Below are 19,279 nucleotides of genomic sequence, written 5' to 3'. Positions count from 1 at the left end.
ATGCTTTTATAAGCAATTGTTAGGTTATTATTCAAAATTACCTGTATCTTTGGCGAACTAAATTAGAAGAATTTATCAAGATGAAAAAGATAACTATCGCAATTGACGGATTTTCCTCTTGCGGAAAAAGTACGATGGCCAAAGACCTTGCCAAAGAAGTGGGCTATATTTACATTGACAGCGGTGCGATGTATCGTGCAGTCACTCTATATAGCATCGAAAATGGAATCTTTAATGAAAATACCATTGATACAAAGAGACTGAAACAAGAGATCAAAAATATCCGGATTTCTTTTAAGCTGAATTCCGAAACAGGACGTCCGGATACTCATCTCAACGGAGTAAATGTAGAAAGCAAAATCCGTTCAATGGAAGTTTCATCTAAAGTTAGCCTAATCAGTGCTCTCGACTTTGTACGAGAAGCAATGGTGGCTCAACAACAAGCTATGGGGAAAGAAAAAGGTATTGTAATGGATGGACGTGATATTGGTACTACTGTATTTCCTGACGCTGAACTGAAAATCTTTGTTACAGCTTCAGCAGAAGTCCGTGCACAACGACGTTACGATGAGTTGAAAGCCAAAGGACAAGAAACCGGTTTCGATGAAATTCTGGAAAACGTCAAGCAACGGGATTACATTGACCAACATCGTGAAGTGAGTCCGTTACGTAAAGCAGAGGATGCGTTATTATTGGACAACACAAATCTGACCATAGAGCAACAGAAAAAATGGTTGTTTGAACAGTTCAACAAAGTCACCGGATAGCTTATACATTAAATATATGATAAAAGTAGAAATCGATGAAGGTTCCGGCTTCTGCTTTGGTGTGGTTACAGCCATTAATAAAGCAGAGGAAGAGCTAGCCAAAGGCGAAACTCTCTATTGCCTGGGAGATATTGTACATAATAGTAAGGAGGTGGAACGTCTCAAAGAAATGGGACTAATCACCATCAATCATGATGAATTCAAGCAATTACAAAATGCAAAAGTATTACTTCGTGCACATGGAGAGCCACCTGAAACATATATGATCGCCCGCGAAAATAATATAGAAATTATTGACGCCACCTGCCCGGTAGTTTTACGCCTGCAAAAACGTATCAAACAAGGTTTTCTGGAAGACAACCAGAAAGAGAAGCAAATCGTCATTTATGGAAAAAACGGACACGCTGAAGTATTGGGATTAGTGGGACAAACCGATGGGCAGGCTATTGTTATTGAGAAAGCAGAAGAAGTCAAAAAGCTGGATTTTAGTAAGAGCATCCGCCTCTTTTCACAGACAACAAAGTCACTGGATGAATTCCAGGAAATTGTAGAATACATCAAACAACATATATCTCCAAAAGCCACTTTCGAATATTATGATACCATTTGCCGCCAAGTGGCAAACCGGATGCCCAAACTTCGGGAGTTCGCAGCTTCACATGACTTAATATTCTTTGTAAGTGGGAAAAAAAGTTCGAATGGAAAAATGCTGTTCGAAGAATGCTTAAAAGTGAATCCAAACTCCCATTTAATAGATAGTCAGGAAGAAATTGATGCTTCTTTGTTTCAAGATGTAACATCTATCGGTGTGTGCGGAGCGACTTCCACCCCGAAATGGCTAATGGAAAAGATATCACGCTATATTCAAACGCAAATTAAAGAATAGGTAACTCAACAACAAAGAAAAAATTGATTGAATAAGAGTGTGATTTGAACAATTTTAATATTTTCTTCACATGAAAACGAAGTTCTGAAATAACGTTTTCAACTTTTTATTGTACTTTTGTCGCACCAAATTAAATAAAAAGATTGTTATGGGAACAATTAAGTGTATAGGTATATTGACCTCTGGGGGGGATGCTCCCGGAATGAATGCTGCTATTCGTGCGGTAACACGCGCAGCTATTTATAATGGTTTACAAGTTAAAGGTATATACAGAGGCTACAAAGGGCTAGTTACAGGTGAGATCAAAGAGTTTAAAAGTCAGAATGTCAGTAACATCATCCAACTTGGCGGAACTATCCTGAAAACTGCACGTTGTCAAGAGTTCACTACACCTGAAGGGCGACAACTTGCTTATGACAACATGAAAAGAGAAGGAATCGACGCATTGGTTGTTATCGGCGGCGATGGTTCTTTGACAGGTGCACGTATTTTTGCACAGGAATTTGATGTGCCTTGTATCGGATTACCCGGAACAATTGACAATGACCTTTATGGTACTGATACTACGATCGGATATGATACGGCCCTGAATACAATATTAGATGCCGTAGACAAAATTCGTGATACTGCTACTTCACATGAACGTCTGTTTTTCGTTGAAGTTATGGGACGTGATGCCGGTTTTCTTGCATTAAATGGTGCAATCGCATCAGGAGCAGAAGCTGCTATTATCCCGGAATTCAGTACAGAAGTAGACCAATTGGAAGAATTCATTAAAAACGGATTCCGTAAATCAAAGAATAGTAGTATCGTGTTGGTGGCAGAAAGTGAACTCACCGGAGGTGCCATGCATTTCGCAGAACGCGTGAAGAACGAATATCCTCAATACGACGTACGTGTAACTATTTTAGGTCACTTGCAACGGGGGGGTAGCCCAACAGCACACGACCGTATTTTAGCAAGTCGCTTAGGTGCGGCTGCCATTGATGCTATCATGGAAGATCAACGTAATGTTATGATTGGTATCGAACATGATGAAATCGTCTACGTACCCTTCAGCAAAGCTATCAAAAACGACAAGCCAATTAAAAGAGATCTTGTCAATGTATTAAAAGAACTCTCTATCTAAACGAGAAACAAAAATATATAACGAACGGCAAGCATCTGTCAAAACAGATTGTTTGCCGTTCGTTATTATCATTTCCCCCCTTGCTATTTTTCTTTTAGTAGGCAGAATGAACAATCAGTATAAATCTATATATAATAAGGAATAGATTAATACTTGTTCAGCCAACGTTGCAATAGATGTTCCGTTTCCTCCCAAAGCTGTTTTTTCTGTTTATGCCGGATATATTTCTCAGACAGCACTTTTTGATGACTGCTAGCATAGAGTTGTCCAGTCACCCCTGCTTCCTTCGCATTCAGCAACAATCCAATAGCTGTATCTGCTCCTTGTCGAGGTGTACGAATAAACGGTCGGAATAAAATATCCGTTAAAGGGTCAAACCATTGATGCATGGTTATAATATCCGTAGAGACAATTCCAGGATCAGCTGCATTCACGGTAATCTCTTTATCTTTCAGACGTTCGGAAAGCTCAAGAGTAAATAACATCAAAGCCAGCTTTGTGTTACTGTAAACAGGAATTCTGAAAAAACGTCCTTTCTTACCCCTCAAATAGAAATCCGGAAAATCAAGATGTCCGATAGCATATGTACAAGAAACCATATTGACAATACGCGCACCAGGAACCAATATAGGTAACAGTTTATGCGTGAGCAGGAAGGGACCTAAATAATTAACGCTAACTGTACGTTCGAAACCATCAGTAGTAATATGAAGCCCCGTTTCCATTGTACCTGCATTATTCATCAACAATGAAACAGACAAATTGCGTTTTATCACTTCATTAGCAAAAGAAACGACCGAGTCCATAGAAGACAAATCAATAGCTAATACTTCTAAATATGGATTTCCCGTTTCCTTAATTAGTTGTTGCCGGACACCTTCAGCCTTCTTAGGCTGATAACAAGCCATCAATACATGATAACCAGCTTCAGCAACAGCACGCGTAATTTCCGTCCCCATTCCTCCATCGGCACCGGTAATAATTGCCCATCTTACTTCATTCATTGTTTCTCTAATTTTTCGATCTCCTTTTGTAAACAAAGGGGCAGTTTTTCTTTCAAATGTTGATGACAAGCCATTTCGATAGTGTACATCCGTCCGATACAATAGTTACTGTGTCCACAAGTACAACGTGCTAACCCTTCTTGCCTCATCCTATTTACAAATCCCGGTTCATTCAATAATGCACGTGCCATTTGTACTGCATCAAATCCTAAATCCAGTACTTCTTCTATCTTTTCCCTGGAAACCAGACCACCCACATAAATTAATGAAGCATCCGGCAATGCTTCACGAAACTTCAAAGCATCTTCAAGAAAATAAGCTTCTTTAAAAGGAACAGTAGGTATCATCCATTTACCAAACATTCGAACGCCATATTTTAACCACCAACAATCCATATAATAAGACATAGAACGAATCGGCATTGCTCCTCGCATAACATACATCGGTGCCTTACTAACAAAACCTCCACTCAGAACCAAAGCATGAGCACCCAATTCTAATAAACGCTTAGCTACCGGAATCGTTTCCTCCAATTCCATTCCTCCCTTAAATCCATCCCGCATATTCATTTTGACGATGACTGCCATATCATTACCTGCCGCCTTCATCACTTCACCCATTACCAGATCCATAAATCGCATTCGATTTTCCAACGAACCTCCATACTCATCTTTTCTATGGTTTGTAGATGGAGAAAGAAACTGACTGATCAAATATCCATGACCAGCATGTACTTCGACTGCATCAAACCCAGCTTCTCTAGCCAAGTTCACACCCTGTCCATATGCTTTAGCCATTATAGGTAATTCCTCTTTCTTCATCCCCCGCACAAAAGTAGGAGAATAAAGATTGAAACCGGAACAGGCTGATATCGGAGTTACTCCACAAATCTTTTTATGAGACATATTGCCACAATGCCCTATTTGGATTCCGGCAGCAGCACCTTCAGCATGAATGGCATCCGTCACTTCCCGCAAACCGGGAATAATTTCCGGACGTAACCATAACTGACGATCGAAAGAAAGCCCACTTTGTGTCACAGCGGCATAAGCAACCGTTGTCATTCCAACCCCTCCCGCAGCTACCGAACGATGATAATCAAGTAACATTTGAGAAGGAGCATTTCCCGGACACATACTTTCAAAAGCTGCCGAACGAATGGTACGATTTCGTAAAGTAAGAGGTCCGATTGTGACTGGAGAAAAAAGTAATTTCCGTTGTTCTTTCATATTATTAGTCGAATTCATAGATTCTTAATTTACAAAAATTTGATTGCAATATTCGCTAAAATTATTTATATGAACAAGCTTTTCGTCGTTTAAATCAGATAGAATCAAAGTTATGTTGTGCAACAAACAGCGCATTTATGTTGTCCGAAAACGATATCCGAAAACTTATTCTATCAAAGCACTGTTAAATATTGTATAGAAAAAGAATAGTTTCGTTTTAATAACTACATTTGTTTAAAGACTTTAAATACTTAATGACAGTAACTAATATTATGAAACAAATCAAGTTCTTACTAATGCTATTGCTTCTATTTGCCTCAACGCTTAATGCACAGCAACTTAATGACTCTACTGCACAAATAGTAGCATACTGGGACTTAGGTGAAAAGCATATCTTCAACCATATCAACCAAGACATAAAAGTAGAAGGAACCGACACCACTATTGTTCAAACTGCTACAGAACGTTTCGTTGTGGAAGTTATAGATTCAACCGCTAATAACTATATACTGAAATTTACAACCTTGGAAAGTGACATCAATATGGAGGACTCTCTTATAAGCCAGCTGATGACTAATATCTTAAATGTCACAAATGATATTCCTTTTTATGTAAAAACAGATGAAATGGGAAGTTTCCTAGAAATTGTTAATCAAGATGAATCTATTCGTGCACTCGAAATTGTCGCTGACTCTATAGAGGCACATATTGACGAACTTTTTCTAAAAGATTGTCCGGACAGCGACAAACCTCAACTCAGAGAGATGTGTAAGCGTGCTATCACTCCTATACGGGATACCAACAGTTTACAAATTGCCGTAAAAAGCATTCTGCCACTATTCTTCTATCATGGTTGTAAATTGACAGTTGGTCAAGTAGCAGCTTTTGACGAACAAAGAAATACTCTCTTTTCCAATAAACCCATTGATACACGTACTGAATTCTATTTAGACGACATGGATGAAACACATGCCAAAATACTTAGCCACACTACCTACAATAGTGATCAAGTGATAGATGCCATCAAAGAATACGCTAAGAATTTTGCCAATCTCAAAGAAAACATTCCTAATGATCCAGAACAGCCTGTATTGTTTATTGAAGAAGATTGCGAAACGTATGTCCAATGCAATATTGGTTGGGTTACCGATATCTATAAACAACTAAAGGTACAGAATGGAACTTCTCAACAACTAAAAATCGAAGTTTTTGAAGTTGTAGAATAAACAATACTATTTATCATTTAGGAATTGTATCAAAGTTGATAATCACTATTATTTTGCTCTGCCATTTAGAACACAGTGAAGAATCTATCTTTTGTACGAGGACGGTAAGAAACCCTTCACACTGTTCCAAATAACAGAATGATAAACTAATCAATATTTTAAGACCATTTCTGAATACCTTTATTCCTAAACAGGCAAAAGCAAATTAATACAGATACGGGAATACTCGTTTCCTTCGTCCAACCTTCTCTCCAAATTCTTCCCGATAACGGTGCCAGATAGCATTAGCTCGAGGAACAAGATTAGCAATTGTCCACCAAAAGAAAACAAGTCCGGAAAGGGAACAAGTCAATACGGCCCAACCCAACCATTCCACAATTTCACCAAAGTAATTAGCAGAAGTAACATAACGATACATTCCTTTCTGGGGTAAATAATGACGTGTATCTCCGGGTTTACGCAAATGACGAATCACATAATCGGCATGCCAGTTTACAAACATTCCTGTAAAGAAAAGAAGCGTACCCACTACAAACCAAGGGGTAGCAAACCAATCGGATTGATACATTTCTTCCGGAGCAAGATAAAAGATCCACTCTCCTTGCATATAGCCATTCAACAAATTAAAAAGTATTCCCATTGACATGATAGCCAATGGCATTTTACTCTTTCCACTCAACAAAAAAGGAAAGACAAAGGCACGCTGAAAATAATGAGTTTGAAAGAACAGAAAAAATGTTAGAACAACCGGATCAAAACGACGTTCCGAATGTAACCACATCCAACACATCACTAAAAAGACAGGGGCTTCCATAAATACCCAAGCCAACTTATTGGAAATAGCTACTCCCCACGAATTCGTACGGAACATTCCATACCCGGCTTTTACAAAGTAAAGTGCGATAAAAACAATCAAAGCAATTAGGCTCATACTACCCAAAAACCAATAAAAAGAATCTATAGTCATAGTAAACTTATTTTCAACACGCAAAGATAATAAAATCGCTGCAATATGCTAGAACTTATATAATATAAGGAGCAGGAGTATTATTCTTTATATCAAGACTATCATTTTTTTTGGCAAACTTAAAACTATTAACTAATTTTGGCGTCATAAATAACTCTTTGATACTAAATTCTTACTACGGAACAACACGACAAGAAATTCGACAATTTTCGAAAACAACAGTACTAATAATATGAAGAAAAGAAAAAACAAAGATCTTGTAACAAGAATACTGGCTATCACGTTAATGATATGCATCTCTTTAATAAACGAACAAGTTTCGGCAAAAGATATAAAAGGCAATTCTCCCACTCCTTTCTTAGAATTATCTTTTGATGAAACAGATGGAAATATAGCACATAATAGCGGAAGCTCCGGAGAAAGACTAAATGCTCAGGTGAACGGAGGAACCATCACATGGGTACCGGGATTATTTAAAGGAGCATCCCAATTCAGTAATAACGGGTACTTCAAATTACCGGACGGGATAATGGAAAATATCACAAACTTCACTTTATCCGTATGGGTCTATATCAATGATCAGGTTTCTAATCAAACTGTATGCACATTTGCCAACGGAACAGAGCAATACCTCATCTTAACTACTCAAAGAGGAAATGAAGAAAATGGAGTATCGTTAGTAATGACCAAGAAACATAGCGACCAAGAGGGACATACCAACAAAGAAGAAAGAATCGCATACACCAAACAAAAAGATAAATTATCTGCAAACGCATGGCATCATTTGGCTTTTACTCTGGAAGGTAACACCGGAATACTTTATGTAGATGGAGTTAAAGCGGAAGTAAAAAATGATTTTACTACTAATCCTTCTGTATTAGGGCACACCACAGATAACTATATCGGTAAACCAACTTGGCCCGACCCATACTTCAACGGAATGATGGATGATTTCAAAATATATGACTGTGCTTTAACAGAAAAACAAATCTTAGAACTTTCTTCAGCAGCAGACCCTTTATTAGTACAAGATGATAAAGACAAGCTTTCATTAAGCGACTTATCAGCAGTAACTTCTGATATACTTCTTCCAGTAGTAGGAGAAAGTGGAAGTAAAATCTCATGGAGTTCAAATAAGACTGAATATATAAGCAACCAAGGAATAGTTCACCGTCCGGATGCAGGGAGCGGTGATAAAAAGATAATTCTTACAGCAACTTTACAAAAAGGAAAAACTTTGTTAAAGAAGAATTTCACAGCCACAATAAAGGATATCTCCACAGCACCCGAAGACTTAAATGTATTCTCTATGCAAACGGGTAATCCTACCGTACCAGCATATCTGGCAGATGCATCCTTTTATTACGACCCAAAGACTGATTTATTCTATGCCTATGGTACGAATGATGGGGCCGGAGGAGGTAATGTTTACCCGACACAAGTATGGTATTCGAAAGATTGCAAGACATGGAAAAACGAACCTATAACTTTTCCTAAATCGTGGACTGATTATGCAGGTACAACTGCCGTATGGGCTCCCAGTATTGAATACAATCCCGATACGCGAAAATATTATCTGATGTATAGCATTGCGTCACATACTTTTGTTGGCATGTCCGACCATCCGTTAGGACCATGGGAAGACGCAAATAGCATTGCACCCGGAAAAATGCTCTTCCAAGGATACGACGGACAGTTTTTTATAGACGATGACCATACGATGTATATCACCACAGACTCATGGCATTTTAAGATCATGAAACTAAAGTTTGATAAAGCAGGGAAAATATACATCGACAATGAGGACCCCAAATATGAGCAAACAGCCTCTAATAAATTTATCGGAACCTACAAATATCATCAAGTTGATGAAATTAAGAATGCTTTCGAAGCATCCTACATCTATAAGAAAAATGATTTATACTACTTAATGTGGTCTTTCAATGGAAGTGAAAACTACAATGTTAGATATGCAGTATCAGAACATATAACCGGTCCCTATCGGGAGATCAACCAATCAATGACCACTCCTATCTTGCAACGTGATGATACTAATCAAATCTTAGGACCGGGACATCATTCCATGTTTGATTATAACGGACGTACATTTATTGCTTACCACCGACAACACTATCCTTTTGTCGATAGTAAACGGCAAACATGTATCGAGGAAGTATTTTTCAACGCTGACGGAAGTATACAAAAGATTAAACCCACACACAAAGGAGTAACAGTAGTAAATACAGAGAAAGATTCTCATAAAAACATAGCATTAGGCAAACAAACCAAAGTGTCATCTGCCAGAAAATATGACAGCTCAGCTTTTTCCGGTCGTTACCGTACCAATGACATCTCATTCCGTTATTCCGGTAACTTTGCTGTTGATGAGAATTACGGTACACATTGGGATGCAGGAATCGATGTCAAGAATCCATGGATCATCGTAGATTTGGGAAGTAACTGTCGGATAGATGAGATAGAAACTATTTTTGAATTTACAAGCCGTACTTATAAATACAAGATCGAATATTTACAGCAAGAAGAAGCAAGTAATCTGGATATTGCATCAGAGAGTAAAGCTTGGAAAGTTTTTGTAGACAGAACTATGAACGGAGTACCTCAATCTCCTGTCATAGATACTCTCCCAAATAAGTCCTCCGTACAAGGACGATTCGTTCGTCTGACCATTCTCGATGGTATAAATATTCCGGAGACGGCAGATGGAATCGATCTTATCAATGCAAAGAATGCATTGAGTATCTTTGAATTAAAAGTTTTCGGAGAAGAGAAAGCAGATGATATTAACCGCACTTTTGAAGCTGAGAACTTCCATAATCTCTATGGATTAACTCTCGAAAAATGTACTCCCGACGGACTGGATATTTGTAAAGGCGGAAACAACGATTATCTCCTATACGAAAACATTAATCTGGGAAATGGAGCTAATATTTTTTCAGCAAAAGTAGCTTCAGAAACGAAGGGAGGACAACTTGAGATTTATCTTGATTCCATGCTTAACAAGCCCATTGGTGTTTTAGAAGTAAAAAATACAGGCGGAGAACAAAAATGGACTATTCAATCCACCGGATTAAGTAAAAACGCAAAAGGTTTTTATAAGAAGCTTTATCTTGTATTCAAAGGAAAAGGACAAGAAGACAATCTCTTTAAATTAGATTGGTTCAGATTTGAGAAGTCTAGCAATTTAAAGTAATAAAATTAGCTATAAAACTCCCCGTTCGACAATTAGAAACATCCAGCAAATATACAGCGAAACCGACCGTTTCATTACAAACGAAGTTGGTTTTGCTGTATATGCATAATTTATGTAGAGAACACATACATAACTAGAGCTTGAAACAACGTTAATAGATAACATAGACCTGAAAGCCAGGATAGAATCTACTGGAAAGCCATATTTCTCTCGACAGTATCCAGAAGACTAATAGCCGAACTACATAAAAGTTATTTCATAGTCCACTTAAGTATCATAAAGTTGCTTTCAGGAGATATTATACCATTATAATGAGTTACAGGAAGCTTTTCCCAATATGTCAAGTATTCGTCTGCTGAAATAGGAGACAAAAGTTCTTTATTACTACCATGGAATGTTTTAGGGAAATGACCTGAATATTGACCATTTCTTACTATAGAGCCATCAGAACCAATGATCGCAAGATTATAACGTCCTTGATGAATATAGCCAAGCAACATATTATCTTCATTTATGACCACCTCACTAATAAAGTCATAGTCACGCTGTTTCTCCATGAAATCCATAACATTAGCAAAAATGTGATCGGGCATCGGTACAGAAAAGAGTATATTATATTTTTTAATGACACTATCAACATCACAATTATAGGTATAAATAGAATTGGTAAAAGTATCGCAACAGTATACTTCATTTCCAACTGTTTGCAGTGTAGAAGATAGTAAAGGCAGAGTAGGCATCTGTTCTGGAAGGACATGTACCCATCTGCCTGTGAGGTTAAAATCACTGTCAAAAGCATATAACAGATAGGCATTCTCACCCTCAGTATATGTATTATGATTGGATGACATTAAGTATCCACAATCATTACTTGCAATATTCCACAACAAGGATTTACTCACTTGTTTAGACATTTTAAATTCTCCTTCTAAACTGTATAAATAGACCTTTGATAGTCCAGTAAGTATAACTATACAACCAGTCTTTTTATTTATGGTAAAGTCGTAAATTTGTACATATTCTCCAGGTCCCTGGCCACACTTCCCTATGCGTCGCAAATACTTTCCGTGCTCATCAAATACAAGCACACATTTCTGAATAGTTTTATCAAGAACGTAATACTCCTTATTAAAATCTTCTATCTTTGCAACGTCTCCAATAATGCATTCATTGAGAGTATCGAGTGCAATCCATTTCTGAACATCAATGATATCAGAGTATTTCAAATCTGTTTTTTGGTTATCAGCTAATTTAATAGTGTATGTTATTCCTTCATTATTACTCTTATCGCGAGACGTACATGAAAATAGTAGAATAAGAAGAAAAATAATACTTATATGTTTCATGATTGATATATGTTAAGACATTATTATATTATTAATATTCACACATAGGAGTTTAGACTCTCGTTTTGCACTATAGATACACATAGTTTTATTTAAAAGACCAAACACCTATGTGATATAATTAATATAAATCTATGAGCCTGTTTAAATTTAGTAGTTTGAAATAAAAAGAGTATTTCTTCTTTCCTCCAAAATGATTATTTTTAGTTACCACACTTGAAATAATTATGTATTGTACGGATTTAGAAGAAACACAGTGGCAAGTTATCAAGAAAATCTTGAACTTGCAAGAAAGGGAGCGAAAATATGATTTGCGTGAGATATGGAATGCAATCTTCTACCTAGTGAAAACAAAGTGCCAATAGCGTATGCTTCCTTCTGGTTATGCTCCGTGGAAGTTGGTTTACTATTATTATCGCAAATGGTGCTCTTTGGGTGAATTTGATTTGTTATTGAATAACCTACGAGAGAAGGTGCGTGTTCAAATGGGACAAAAAGCAGAAGCTAGCCTGGGTATTACGGATAGTCAAAGTGTACGTTGGGGTAATAATCGTTCTCTCAGCGGCATTGATGGGAATAAGAAAATAAAAGGAGTTAAACGTCATGTAGTAGTTCTAAGAATGGTTTCCTACTAGCTGTGATGGTCACAATAGCCCGCGTACATGATAGTAAAGCGGCATATTTATTAGCAAGGTATCTCAGAGAGCTTTGTTGCAATATCAAAATCATATTAGCTGATGCTGGTTATCGTGGGGAAATAGCAGACAAAATAAAAACAGTTTTCGGATATATCCTTGAAGTTGTGGTAAGCGGAGATAAGGTTAATGTCTTTAAACCAATTGGAAAAAGATGGATGGTGGAAAGGCCATTTGCATGGTTTGACAACTATAGAAGGCTCTGCCGAAACTATGAATTGGCATTCCATTCGGCAGAGGAAATGGTAAAACTAGCAGCCATTAGGATGATATTGAATAAAATTTAAACAGGCTCTAAAAAGGCTCATTAATCTTATATATTTCCATAGCACACTGCTCATAATTCATTGCATAAATATAATTTTTATTAGCACAAATTGTATTATATATTTTACCAGGTAAATGACAAATATAAAATGGAGTTAAATCCGAGTTTAAAATTATGATAGTATTTACTCTATATCCTTTTTCCCAAGTAGCACACAACAGATACAATTTACCTTCATCCCAATAAGCATCACATAAATAGGTGAAAAAGCTTCTAGGGGATGTATTCTTCTGTTTTATATAAGATAAATTATCTTTAATAACACCAATATCTGACAGATCACAAGAAGCAAGTAGTTTGTTTTTATGCAAATCATATTTTTCTACTACAGGATAACTTGGACATATAGTATACAAACAATCTTTACCTTTTACTAAATGACGTTGATTACGTAACATATTCATATCTGCATCTTCTGTCATAGTAAATACATCCCCACAAAATTGTATATCATTATTATTCACACGATCCCAATTTATTGCCGTCTTAACATAACATGAACTATCTGTCATCGTTGTTGCATAAACAGTATCATTATCTATAAAGAAACGGAACTCATTACATGTTGGGACTGACACAGATTCTATAAATCCTTTCCCATCATAAAGTTTCAAAGCCATTGCGCCAGCATCTGAAATATAAACAGTGTCTTTCTGTACATAAAAACCTGTTGGTGACACCACTTCTTTAGGACCTTCTCCGAATTTACCAATAGTATAGAAAGTATCTCTATCAATATCTAAAACAGCAACATCAGCCCTTGACGGATCAAACATATAAAGTTTGTTTTCTTCAAAAAACAAGCATGATATACCTTTAAAGAATGTTGAATCAGGATAAGTCGTAAAAGAAGAAAATAGAGAACATTTAAGTTCTGCAAGCTTCTTTTCTTCTTTACAGGATATGATATTAAATATAACCAGAATTGCACAAACATATAACGACACATTAGCTACCTTCATAATATTAAATTTTAAGATAAGAATTATGCATACAAATATATGATATATATATCAATAAACATTGTTAATCGATACAAAAGCAATAATATTATAAACAGATATTTGCGATACCAACCTTCTTGATTATATGTTCGTAATATGGTTATATATTTACTTTTCTGTCTATCTACCTTTCAACCATTTCTGACTGATATATCAAGTAGACGTACATTATCAGCTACTTTCCTTTTAAAGTATTAATAGATAAGTTCCTCTCCATTAATAGTAAACTTATTCTTCTCTAATAGAAAAGTTCTTTTTGCCAAAGAACAATCTATAACTGCAAGTTCTGATTGTATAAATGCAACTTGCGTTTTTATAAATGGAACTTGCGTTTATAAAAACAAAAGTTCCATTTATAGTTTATATCAAACAGAGGACAACTTTACTATTAAAGGAAAAGAAGTTTAGTCTTAATGGAGAAGAATTTATCCATTAAGACTTTGGAAGAAAAGCAGTATAGGTTACTACATCAGAGAAAGAATAAGTAGGAAGAAGGTGATAGGTGATAGATTGGGTGATAGGTTATTTATCAACCTATCACCACCTGAAACACCGATGAATAAATGGATTCAGAGCATCGGTGATAGGTTGATAGAGGATTATGCTTTTTTTCTATTGTAGGAGTTGAAAAGCTTGTTTTTCTATTTTCAGACAGTTTCACCCAATCTATTAACGCTTCTTGATAGGAATGTAAGGAGCTCCTTCCAAAACATTCTTATATGCCGGACGAATAATGCGCTTACCTTCAAAATTCAATTCTTCATTGCGATGCGCACACCAACCAACAATACGAGCCATAGCAAAAAGAGGAGTAAATATCTCTTGCGGCAATCCGATCATTTCGTATACAAAACCGGAATAGAAATCAATGTTGCTCGATACTGTTTTCCCGTTATTTTTAATACGGCCGAAAGTAGCGATTGCACGTTCCTCCAACAGTTCAAGGAAAGCAAACTCTTCTTCTTTACCTTTTTCACGTGCCAGATCACGCGCCAGTTCTTTCAGTAAAAGAGCACGAGGATCGGAAATCGTATAAACAGCATGACCGATACCATAGATCAATCCAGACTTGTTGTATACTTCTTTGTTCAACATACGGGTAAAATAAGTATCTATCTCATCCACACTTGTCCAATCTTTGATATTCTCCTGCAAATGATGGAACATATCGGCTACTTGAATGTTAGCTCCTCCATGAAGCGGACCTTTCAGCGAACCAATACCTGCTGCAATAGCCGAATAGGTGTCTGTTCCAGTAGAAGAAGTGACACGAACAGTAAATGTAGAGTTATTACCACCACCATGTTCTGCCTGAAGAATCAGTAGTAAATCCAAAGTCCGCGCATCCAACTCTGTATAATCTTTCTTCAGCATGTAAAGGAAGTTTTCCGCTATCGAGAGTTTCTCCTGTGGATGACGAATATGCAGGGAACGACCATGTGTTGCATGACGAAGCATGTTAAAAGCATACGCGATTATAGTTGGGAACTTTGAAATCAATTCAATACTTTGACGCATCAGATTATCACGTGAAGTATCATCTGCATTCGGATCGAAGCGATACATCTCCAGCACACTGCGAGAAAGAATATTCATGATATTGTTTCCTTCCAGCTCGATGATATTCATTTTGGTCTTTTGTTCCAATGGCATATTATCATTGACCAATTCAGAGAAGGAAGCCAATTCCTCCTTATCGGGCAGACGACCGGACAGTAAAAGGTAAGCAACTTCTTCGAAACCAAAACGTTTTTCTTTGATGATGGCATGGGATATATCTTCCACATCATAATTACGATAGAATAATTTGCCGGGAATAGGCTTTAACCCTCCCCCTGGAATACGCTCATAACCTACTACATTACCAATCTTAGTCAATCCTACCAACACACCTGTGCCGTCTTCATTACGCAATCCCCGCTTTACATCATACTTGGGAAACAAATCGTTATCGATCCGGGTAGCTTCCTTCATCTCCTCGGAAAGTTTGTAAATCAAATACTCTTTCTTCATGATATTCTTCGTTTTTGATCGTTATTTCTTATTTTTCAATTCTTTCTACTATTTCACGAGTAAAAGCTGAGGTAGTCAAAGAAGTTCCTCCCGACATGAAACGAGCCAGGTCGTGAGTAGCACGAGCCTCCAAAAAGCTCTCTTCTAAAGCCTTTTCTATCAATACCGCTGCTTCTTTCCAGCCAAAATACTCAAGCATCATTACTGCCGAAAGTATAATGGAACATGGATTTACTACGTCTTTTCCGGCAATATTGGGAGCAGTTCCATGAGTTGCCTCAAAAATAGCATGTCCTGTCTTGTAATTGATATTTGCTCCCGGAGCAATTCCAATACCTCCCACCATTGCAGCCAATTGATCGGAAACATAATCTCCATTCAGATTCAATGTGGCTATTACTGAATATTCTTCAGGGATCAGCAGTGTATTTTGCAAAAAGGCATCAGCAATACAATCTTTTATTTCCAAGCGTCCGTCCGCCAAAGCATCGGCAAACTCACGCTGTGCCAACTCATATCCCCACTTCTTAAAACCTCCTTCGGTAAATTTCATAATATTTCCTTTGTGTACCAAAGTCACAGAAGGTAAGTGATGATCGAGTGCATACTGGCAAGCTGCACGTACAAGACGTTCCGTACCCTCCTTTGAAACGGGTTTCACTCCAAACGAAGAGGTTTCCGGGAAACGGACCTTTGTCACTCCCATATCATCCTTCAGGAACTGATAGAACTTTTTAGCTTCCGGTGTACCGGCTTCCCATTCAATTCCGGCATAGATATCTTCGGTATTCTCACGGAAGACACACATGTTTACTTTTTCCGGAGCTTTCACCGGAGATTGTACTCCTTGATACCATCGAACCGGACGAAGGCATACATATAAATCCAGTGTTTGACGCAAAGCTACATTTAGTGAACGAATTCCCCCACCGACCGGAGTAGTCAGCGGACCTTTGATGCCTACCAGAAATTCATTAAATGCTGCCATCGTTTCGTCGGGCAACCATGAACCGATAGCGTTGAATGCACGCTCTCCGGCCAAAACTTCTTTCCATTCGATGCGGCACTTGCCTCCATAGGCTTTCTGTACTGCTGCATCCACTACGGCCTGCATAGAGGGAGTAATCTCCGCTCCTACTCCATCCCCTGTAATATAAGGTACGGTAGGTACATCGGGAACCAATAACGTACCATTTTCCTGCATGGTTATTTTGCTCATCTTTTTATCTTGCATTTAAAGCAGAGCCGGCACGGAACCATGCAATCTGCTGTTCATTATAGGTATGTTGTACTTCAAAACTTTCTTTTGTCCCATCTTCATGATGAAGAACGAGTGTCAGGTTACGTCCCGGTGCAAAATTTACCAATCCTGTTACGGAAATAAGGTCATGTTCCTGTATCTTGTCATAATCTGCTTTATCTATAAAAGTAATGGCAAGCATTCCCTGTTTCTTCAGGTTTGTTTCGTGAATGCGAGCAAAACTCTTAGCGAGAATAACACGGACATTCAAGAAACGTGGTTCCATAGCTGCATGTTCACGACTGGAACCTTCTCCATAATTTTCTTCCGCTACTACAATCGAAGGTATGTTTTCGGACTTATACATCTTAGCAGTACCAGAGACAGTTCCATAAGTATTAGTCGAACGATTCCACACTTTATTCGTTTCACCATTAAAAGCATTGACTGCTCCCATCAACATATTATCCGAGATATTTTCCAAATGTCCGCGAAAACGAAGCCATGGTCCTGCCATAGAAATATGGTCAGTGGTACACTTTCCCTGAGTTTTGATCAGCAACGGCATATTAAGCAAGTCGCTTCCATCCCAGGCAGGAAAAGGAGCCAGTAATTGTAGACGCTGTGATTTCGGATCTACCGTAATTTCCACAGTTGCTCCGGCAGGAGGTATATATCCTTGATTACCCTTAGCAAACCCGTTAGGCGGAAGCTCCTTTCCTACCGGTTCAGATAGTTTCACTTTTTCTCCATCATGATTGACCAATCGGTCTTTCAGCGGATTGAAACAAAGATCTCCGGCAATAGTCAATGCCATAGTCAGTTCCGGAGAAGCTACGAAGGCATAAGTATTGGGATTACCGTCAGCACGTTTGGCAAAGTTACGGTTGAATGAGGTGACGATGGAGTTCTTACGGGTAGGATCGTCCGTATGGCGTTTCCATTGTCCAATACAAGGTCCGCAAGCATTTGCCATAATCGTAGCACCTATCTTCTCGAATATCTCAATCATTCCGTCCCGCTCAGCCGTTGCACGAATCTGTTCCGATCCCGGATTGACAATTAAAGGCGCAGCTACACTCAGGTTCTTCTCGGCAACTTGTTCTGCTAAAGAAGCAGCACGACTCAGATCCTGATAAGATGAATTGGTACAGGAGCCAATCAATCCCACTTCCATCTTGCGGGGATACCCATTCAATAATACTTTCTCTGCAAACTCGGAAATAGGAGTTGCAGCGTCCGGAGTAAAAGGTCCGTTTATATAAGGTTCCAATTCAGTCAGATTCATTTCGATAACCCGGTCGTAGTACTTCTCCGGATTATTGATCACTTCTTCATCTGCACGCAAATCATCAGCAACGTATTCAGCCATTTCAACGACACGTTTCCTTCCGGTAGCTTCCAGATAGGTTACCATTCGCTCATCATAAGGGAAAAGCGAAGTAGTAGCTCCCACTTCAGCTCCCATATTACAAATTGTTGCTTTACCCGTAGCCGATAGTGAAGCAGCTCCCGGACCAAAATATTCGATAATAGCATTGGTACCTCCTTTAACGGTCAAAATACCCGCTAACTTCAGAATAACGTCTTTCGGAGAAGTCCATCCGTTCAATTCACCAGTTAGTTTTACACCAATCAGTTTCGGCATTTTCAGTTCCCACTCCATACCCGTCATTACATCCACAGCATCAGCACCTCCTACACCAATAGCTACCATACCTAAACCTCCGGCATTCGGTGTATGAGAATCTGTCCCTACCATCATTCCACCGGGAAAAGCATAATTCTCAAGTACTACTTGGTGAATGATTCCCGCACCCGGTTGCCAGAAGCCAATGCCATAACGGGAAGAGACATCCCGCAAGAAATCATATACTTCCGCATTTGTCTTGGTAGCAGTGGCTATATCTTCTTTCGCTCCTTTATACGCCTGTATCAAATGATCACAATGCACAGTCGAAGGCACGGCAACATGTTCTTTTCCCGCATTCATAAATTGAAGTAAAGCCATCTGAGCAGTAGCGTCCTGCATAGCCACCCGGTCGGGACGGAAATCTACATAATCTTCTCCCCGCTCATAATTTTTTATATCATTCGCATGATACAAATGAGCATATAAAATCTTCTCAGCCAATGTCAAAGGGCGTTTCAATGCAGCCCGTACGTGTTCTATCTTCCATTTATAGGCAGAATAGAAAGCCTCTATCATATTCAAATCATACACCATATGCTTT

Annotated in this window: 15 protein-coding genes; 7 read left to right on the top strand and 8 right to left on the bottom strand. The window is 38.2% G+C overall.

What is annotated here, in order from left to right; genetic code table 11:
- Window positions 1–80 precede the first annotated feature (80 nt).
- The 3 genes from cmk to pfkA all read left to right on the top strand — a co-directional run bounded on the left by cmk (window position 81) and on the right by pfkA (window position 2,782).
- Window positions 81–767 (top strand): (d)CMP kinase, encoded by a 687-nt coding sequence (cmk, locus tag CZ225_RS05580; protein WP_077153288.1) that lies wholly within the window; start codon window positions 81–83, stop codon window positions 765–767.
- Window positions 768–783: 16 nt separating this feature from the next.
- Window positions 784–1,653, top strand: coding sequence for a 4-hydroxy-3-methylbut-2-enyl diphosphate reductase (locus CZ225_RS05575; RefSeq protein ID WP_077153287.1), 870 nt, complete (start codon window positions 784–786; stop codon window positions 1,651–1,653).
- Between the two features lie 148 nt (window positions 1,654–1,801).
- The gene (gene pfkA, locus CZ225_RS05570) at window positions 1,802–2,782 is read left to right on the top strand and encodes a 6-phosphofructokinase (RefSeq protein ID WP_025074523.1); all 981 of its coding nucleotides are present in this window, start codon (window positions 1,802–1,804) and stop codon (window positions 2,780–2,782) included.
- 146 nt (window positions 2,783–2,928) lie between these two features.
- On the opposite strand, the gene CZ225_RS05565 is transcribed toward pfkA, so the two are convergent.
- Window positions 2,929–3,786, bottom strand: coding sequence for an SDR family oxidoreductase (locus tag CZ225_RS05565; RefSeq protein ID WP_077153286.1), 858 nt, complete (start codon window positions 3,784–3,786; stop codon window positions 2,929–2,931).
- Entirely contained in the window at window positions 3,783–5,033 is a 1,251-nt protein-coding gene (locus tag CZ225_RS05560) for an NADH:flavin oxidoreductase (protein ID WP_392387494.1), read from the bottom strand. The genes CZ225_RS05565 and CZ225_RS05560 overlap by 4 nt, the downstream gene beginning before the upstream one ends.
- Window positions 5,034–5,311: 278 nt before the next feature.
- Between CZ225_RS05560 and CZ225_RS05555 the strand changes: the two genes are divergently transcribed.
- Window positions 5,312–6,241 carry a hypothetical protein gene (locus CZ225_RS05555; RefSeq protein WP_234983003.1) on the top strand — a complete coding sequence of 310 codons (930 nt, stop codon included), beginning with the start codon at window positions 5,312–5,314 and terminating at the stop codon, window positions 6,239–6,241.
- A gap of 205 nt (window positions 6,242–6,446) precedes the next feature.
- On the opposite strand, the gene CZ225_RS05550 is transcribed toward CZ225_RS05555, so the two are convergent.
- Window positions 6,447–7,208, bottom strand: coding sequence for a DUF1295 domain-containing protein (locus CZ225_RS05550; RefSeq protein ID WP_077153284.1), 762 nt, complete (start codon window positions 7,206–7,208; stop codon window positions 6,447–6,449).
- Between the two features lie 232 nt (window positions 7,209–7,440).
- Between CZ225_RS05550 and CZ225_RS05545 the strand changes: the two genes are divergently transcribed.
- Window positions 7,441–10,419 (top strand): family 43 glycosylhydrolase, encoded by a 2,979-nt coding sequence (locus CZ225_RS05545; protein ID WP_077153283.1) that lies wholly within the window; start codon window positions 7,441–7,443, stop codon window positions 10,417–10,419.
- A 251-nt stretch (window positions 10,420–10,670) separates the two neighbouring features.
- Here CZ225_RS05545 and CZ225_RS05540 read toward each other — a convergent pair whose 3' ends face one another.
- Window positions 10,671–11,765 (bottom strand): 6-bladed beta-propeller, encoded by a 1,095-nt coding sequence (locus CZ225_RS05540; RefSeq protein ID WP_077153282.1) that lies wholly within the window; start codon window positions 11,763–11,765, stop codon window positions 10,671–10,673.
- Between the two features lie 368 nt (window positions 11,766–12,133).
- Between CZ225_RS05540 and CZ225_RS24225 the strand changes: the two genes are divergently transcribed.
- Both CZ225_RS24225 and CZ225_RS24220 read left to right on the top strand, forming a co-directional pair.
- Complete coding sequence (locus CZ225_RS24225) at window positions 12,134–12,400, top strand: hypothetical protein (protein ID WP_234983002.1); 267 nt, start codon at window positions 12,134–12,136, stop codon at window positions 12,398–12,400.
- 5 nt (window positions 12,401–12,405) lie between these two features.
- The gene (locus CZ225_RS24220) at window positions 12,406–12,747 is read left to right on the top strand and encodes a transposase (protein WP_234983001.1); all 342 of its coding nucleotides are present in this window, start codon (window positions 12,406–12,408) and stop codon (window positions 12,745–12,747) included.
- Between the two features lie 7 nt (window positions 12,748–12,754).
- Here CZ225_RS24220 and CZ225_RS05530 read toward each other — a convergent pair whose 3' ends face one another.
- The 4 genes from CZ225_RS05530 to CZ225_RS05510 all read right to left on the bottom strand — a co-directional run bounded on the left by CZ225_RS05530 (window position 12,755) and on the right by CZ225_RS05510 (window position 19,272).
- On the bottom strand, window positions 12,755–13,750 hold the full coding sequence (locus tag CZ225_RS05530) for a 6-bladed beta-propeller (RefSeq protein ID WP_077153281.1): 996 nt from the start codon (window positions 13,748–13,750) through the stop codon (window positions 12,755–12,757).
- A gap of 711 nt (window positions 13,751–14,461) precedes the next feature.
- Entirely contained in the window at window positions 14,462–15,805 is a 1,344-nt protein-coding gene (locus CZ225_RS05520) for a citrate/2-methylcitrate synthase (RefSeq protein WP_077153280.1), read from the bottom strand.
- Between the two features lie 28 nt (window positions 15,806–15,833).
- Complete coding sequence (gene icd, locus CZ225_RS05515; protein ID WP_077155712.1) at window positions 15,834–17,024, bottom strand: NADP-dependent isocitrate dehydrogenase; 1,191 nt, start codon at window positions 17,022–17,024, stop codon at window positions 15,834–15,836.
- A gap of 4 nt (window positions 17,025–17,028) precedes the next feature.
- Window positions 17,029–19,272, bottom strand: coding sequence for an aconitate hydratase (locus CZ225_RS05510; RefSeq protein WP_077153279.1), 2,244 nt, complete (start codon window positions 19,270–19,272; stop codon window positions 17,029–17,031).
- Window positions 19,273–19,279: the final 7 nt, after the last annotated feature.

It is taken from the genome of Bacteroides bouchesdurhonensis (genome assembly GCF_900155865.1).
GTDB classification, from domain to species: domain Bacteria; phylum Bacteroidota; class Bacteroidia; order Bacteroidales; family Bacteroidaceae; genus Bacteroides; species Bacteroides bouchesdurhonensis.
Note: the sequence above shows the minus strand (reverse complement) of the source record. Positions and strands in the feature narration are given on the sequence as shown.

Excerpts from the sequence above, each read along its gene's own strand:
- CZ225_RS05565 (WP_077153286.1), bottom strand. The coding sequence starts at position 3,786 with ATGAATGAAGTAAGATGGGCAATTATTACCGGTGCCGATGGAGGAATG.
- CZ225_RS05530 (WP_077153281.1), bottom strand. The coding sequence starts at position 13,750 with ATGAAGGTAGCTAATGTGTCGTTATATGTTTGTGCAATTCTGGTTATA.
- CZ225_RS05575 (WP_077153287.1), top strand. The coding sequence starts at position 784 with ATGATAAAAGTAGAAATCGATGAAGGTTCCGGCTTCTGCTTTGGTGTG.
- CZ225_RS05520 (WP_077153280.1), bottom strand. The coding sequence starts at position 15,805 with ATGAAGAAAGAGTATTTGATTTACAAACTTTCCGAGGAGATGAAGGAA.
- cmk (WP_077153288.1), top strand. The coding sequence starts at position 81 with ATGAAAAAGATAACTATCGCAATTGACGGATTTTCCTCTTGCGGAAAA.
- icd (WP_077155712.1), bottom strand. The coding sequence starts at position 17,024 with ATGAGCAAAATAACCATGCAGGAAAATGGTACGTTATTGGTTCCCGAT.
- pfkA (WP_025074523.1), top strand. The coding sequence starts at position 1,802 with ATGGGAACAATTAAGTGTATAGGTATATTGACCTCTGGGGGGGATGCT.
- CZ225_RS05510 (WP_077153279.1), bottom strand. The coding sequence starts at position 19,272 with ATGGTGTATGATTTGAATATGATAGAGGCTTTCTATTCTGCCTATAAA.
- CZ225_RS05550 (WP_077153284.1), bottom strand. The coding sequence starts at position 7,208 with ATGACTATAGATTCTTTTTATTGGTTTTTGGGTAGTATGAGCCTAATT.
- CZ225_RS05545 (WP_077153283.1), top strand. The coding sequence starts at position 7,441 with ATGAAGAAAAGAAAAAACAAAGATCTTGTAACAAGAATACTGGCTATC.
- CZ225_RS24225 (WP_234983002.1), top strand. The coding sequence starts at position 12,134 with ATGCTTCCTTCTGGTTATGCTCCGTGGAAGTTGGTTTACTATTATTAT.
- CZ225_RS05560 (WP_392387494.1), bottom strand. The coding sequence starts at position 5,033 with ATGAATTCGACTAATAATATGAAAGAACAACGGAAATTACTTTTTTCT.
- CZ225_RS05555 (WP_234983003.1), top strand. The coding sequence starts at position 5,312 with ATGCTATTGCTTCTATTTGCCTCAACGCTTAATGCACAGCAACTTAAT.
- CZ225_RS05540 (WP_077153282.1), bottom strand. The coding sequence starts at position 11,765 with ATGAAACATATAAGTATTATTTTTCTTCTTATTCTACTATTTTCATGT.
- CZ225_RS24220 (WP_234983001.1), top strand. The coding sequence starts at position 12,406 with ATGGTCACAATAGCCCGCGTACATGATAGTAAAGCGGCATATTTATTA.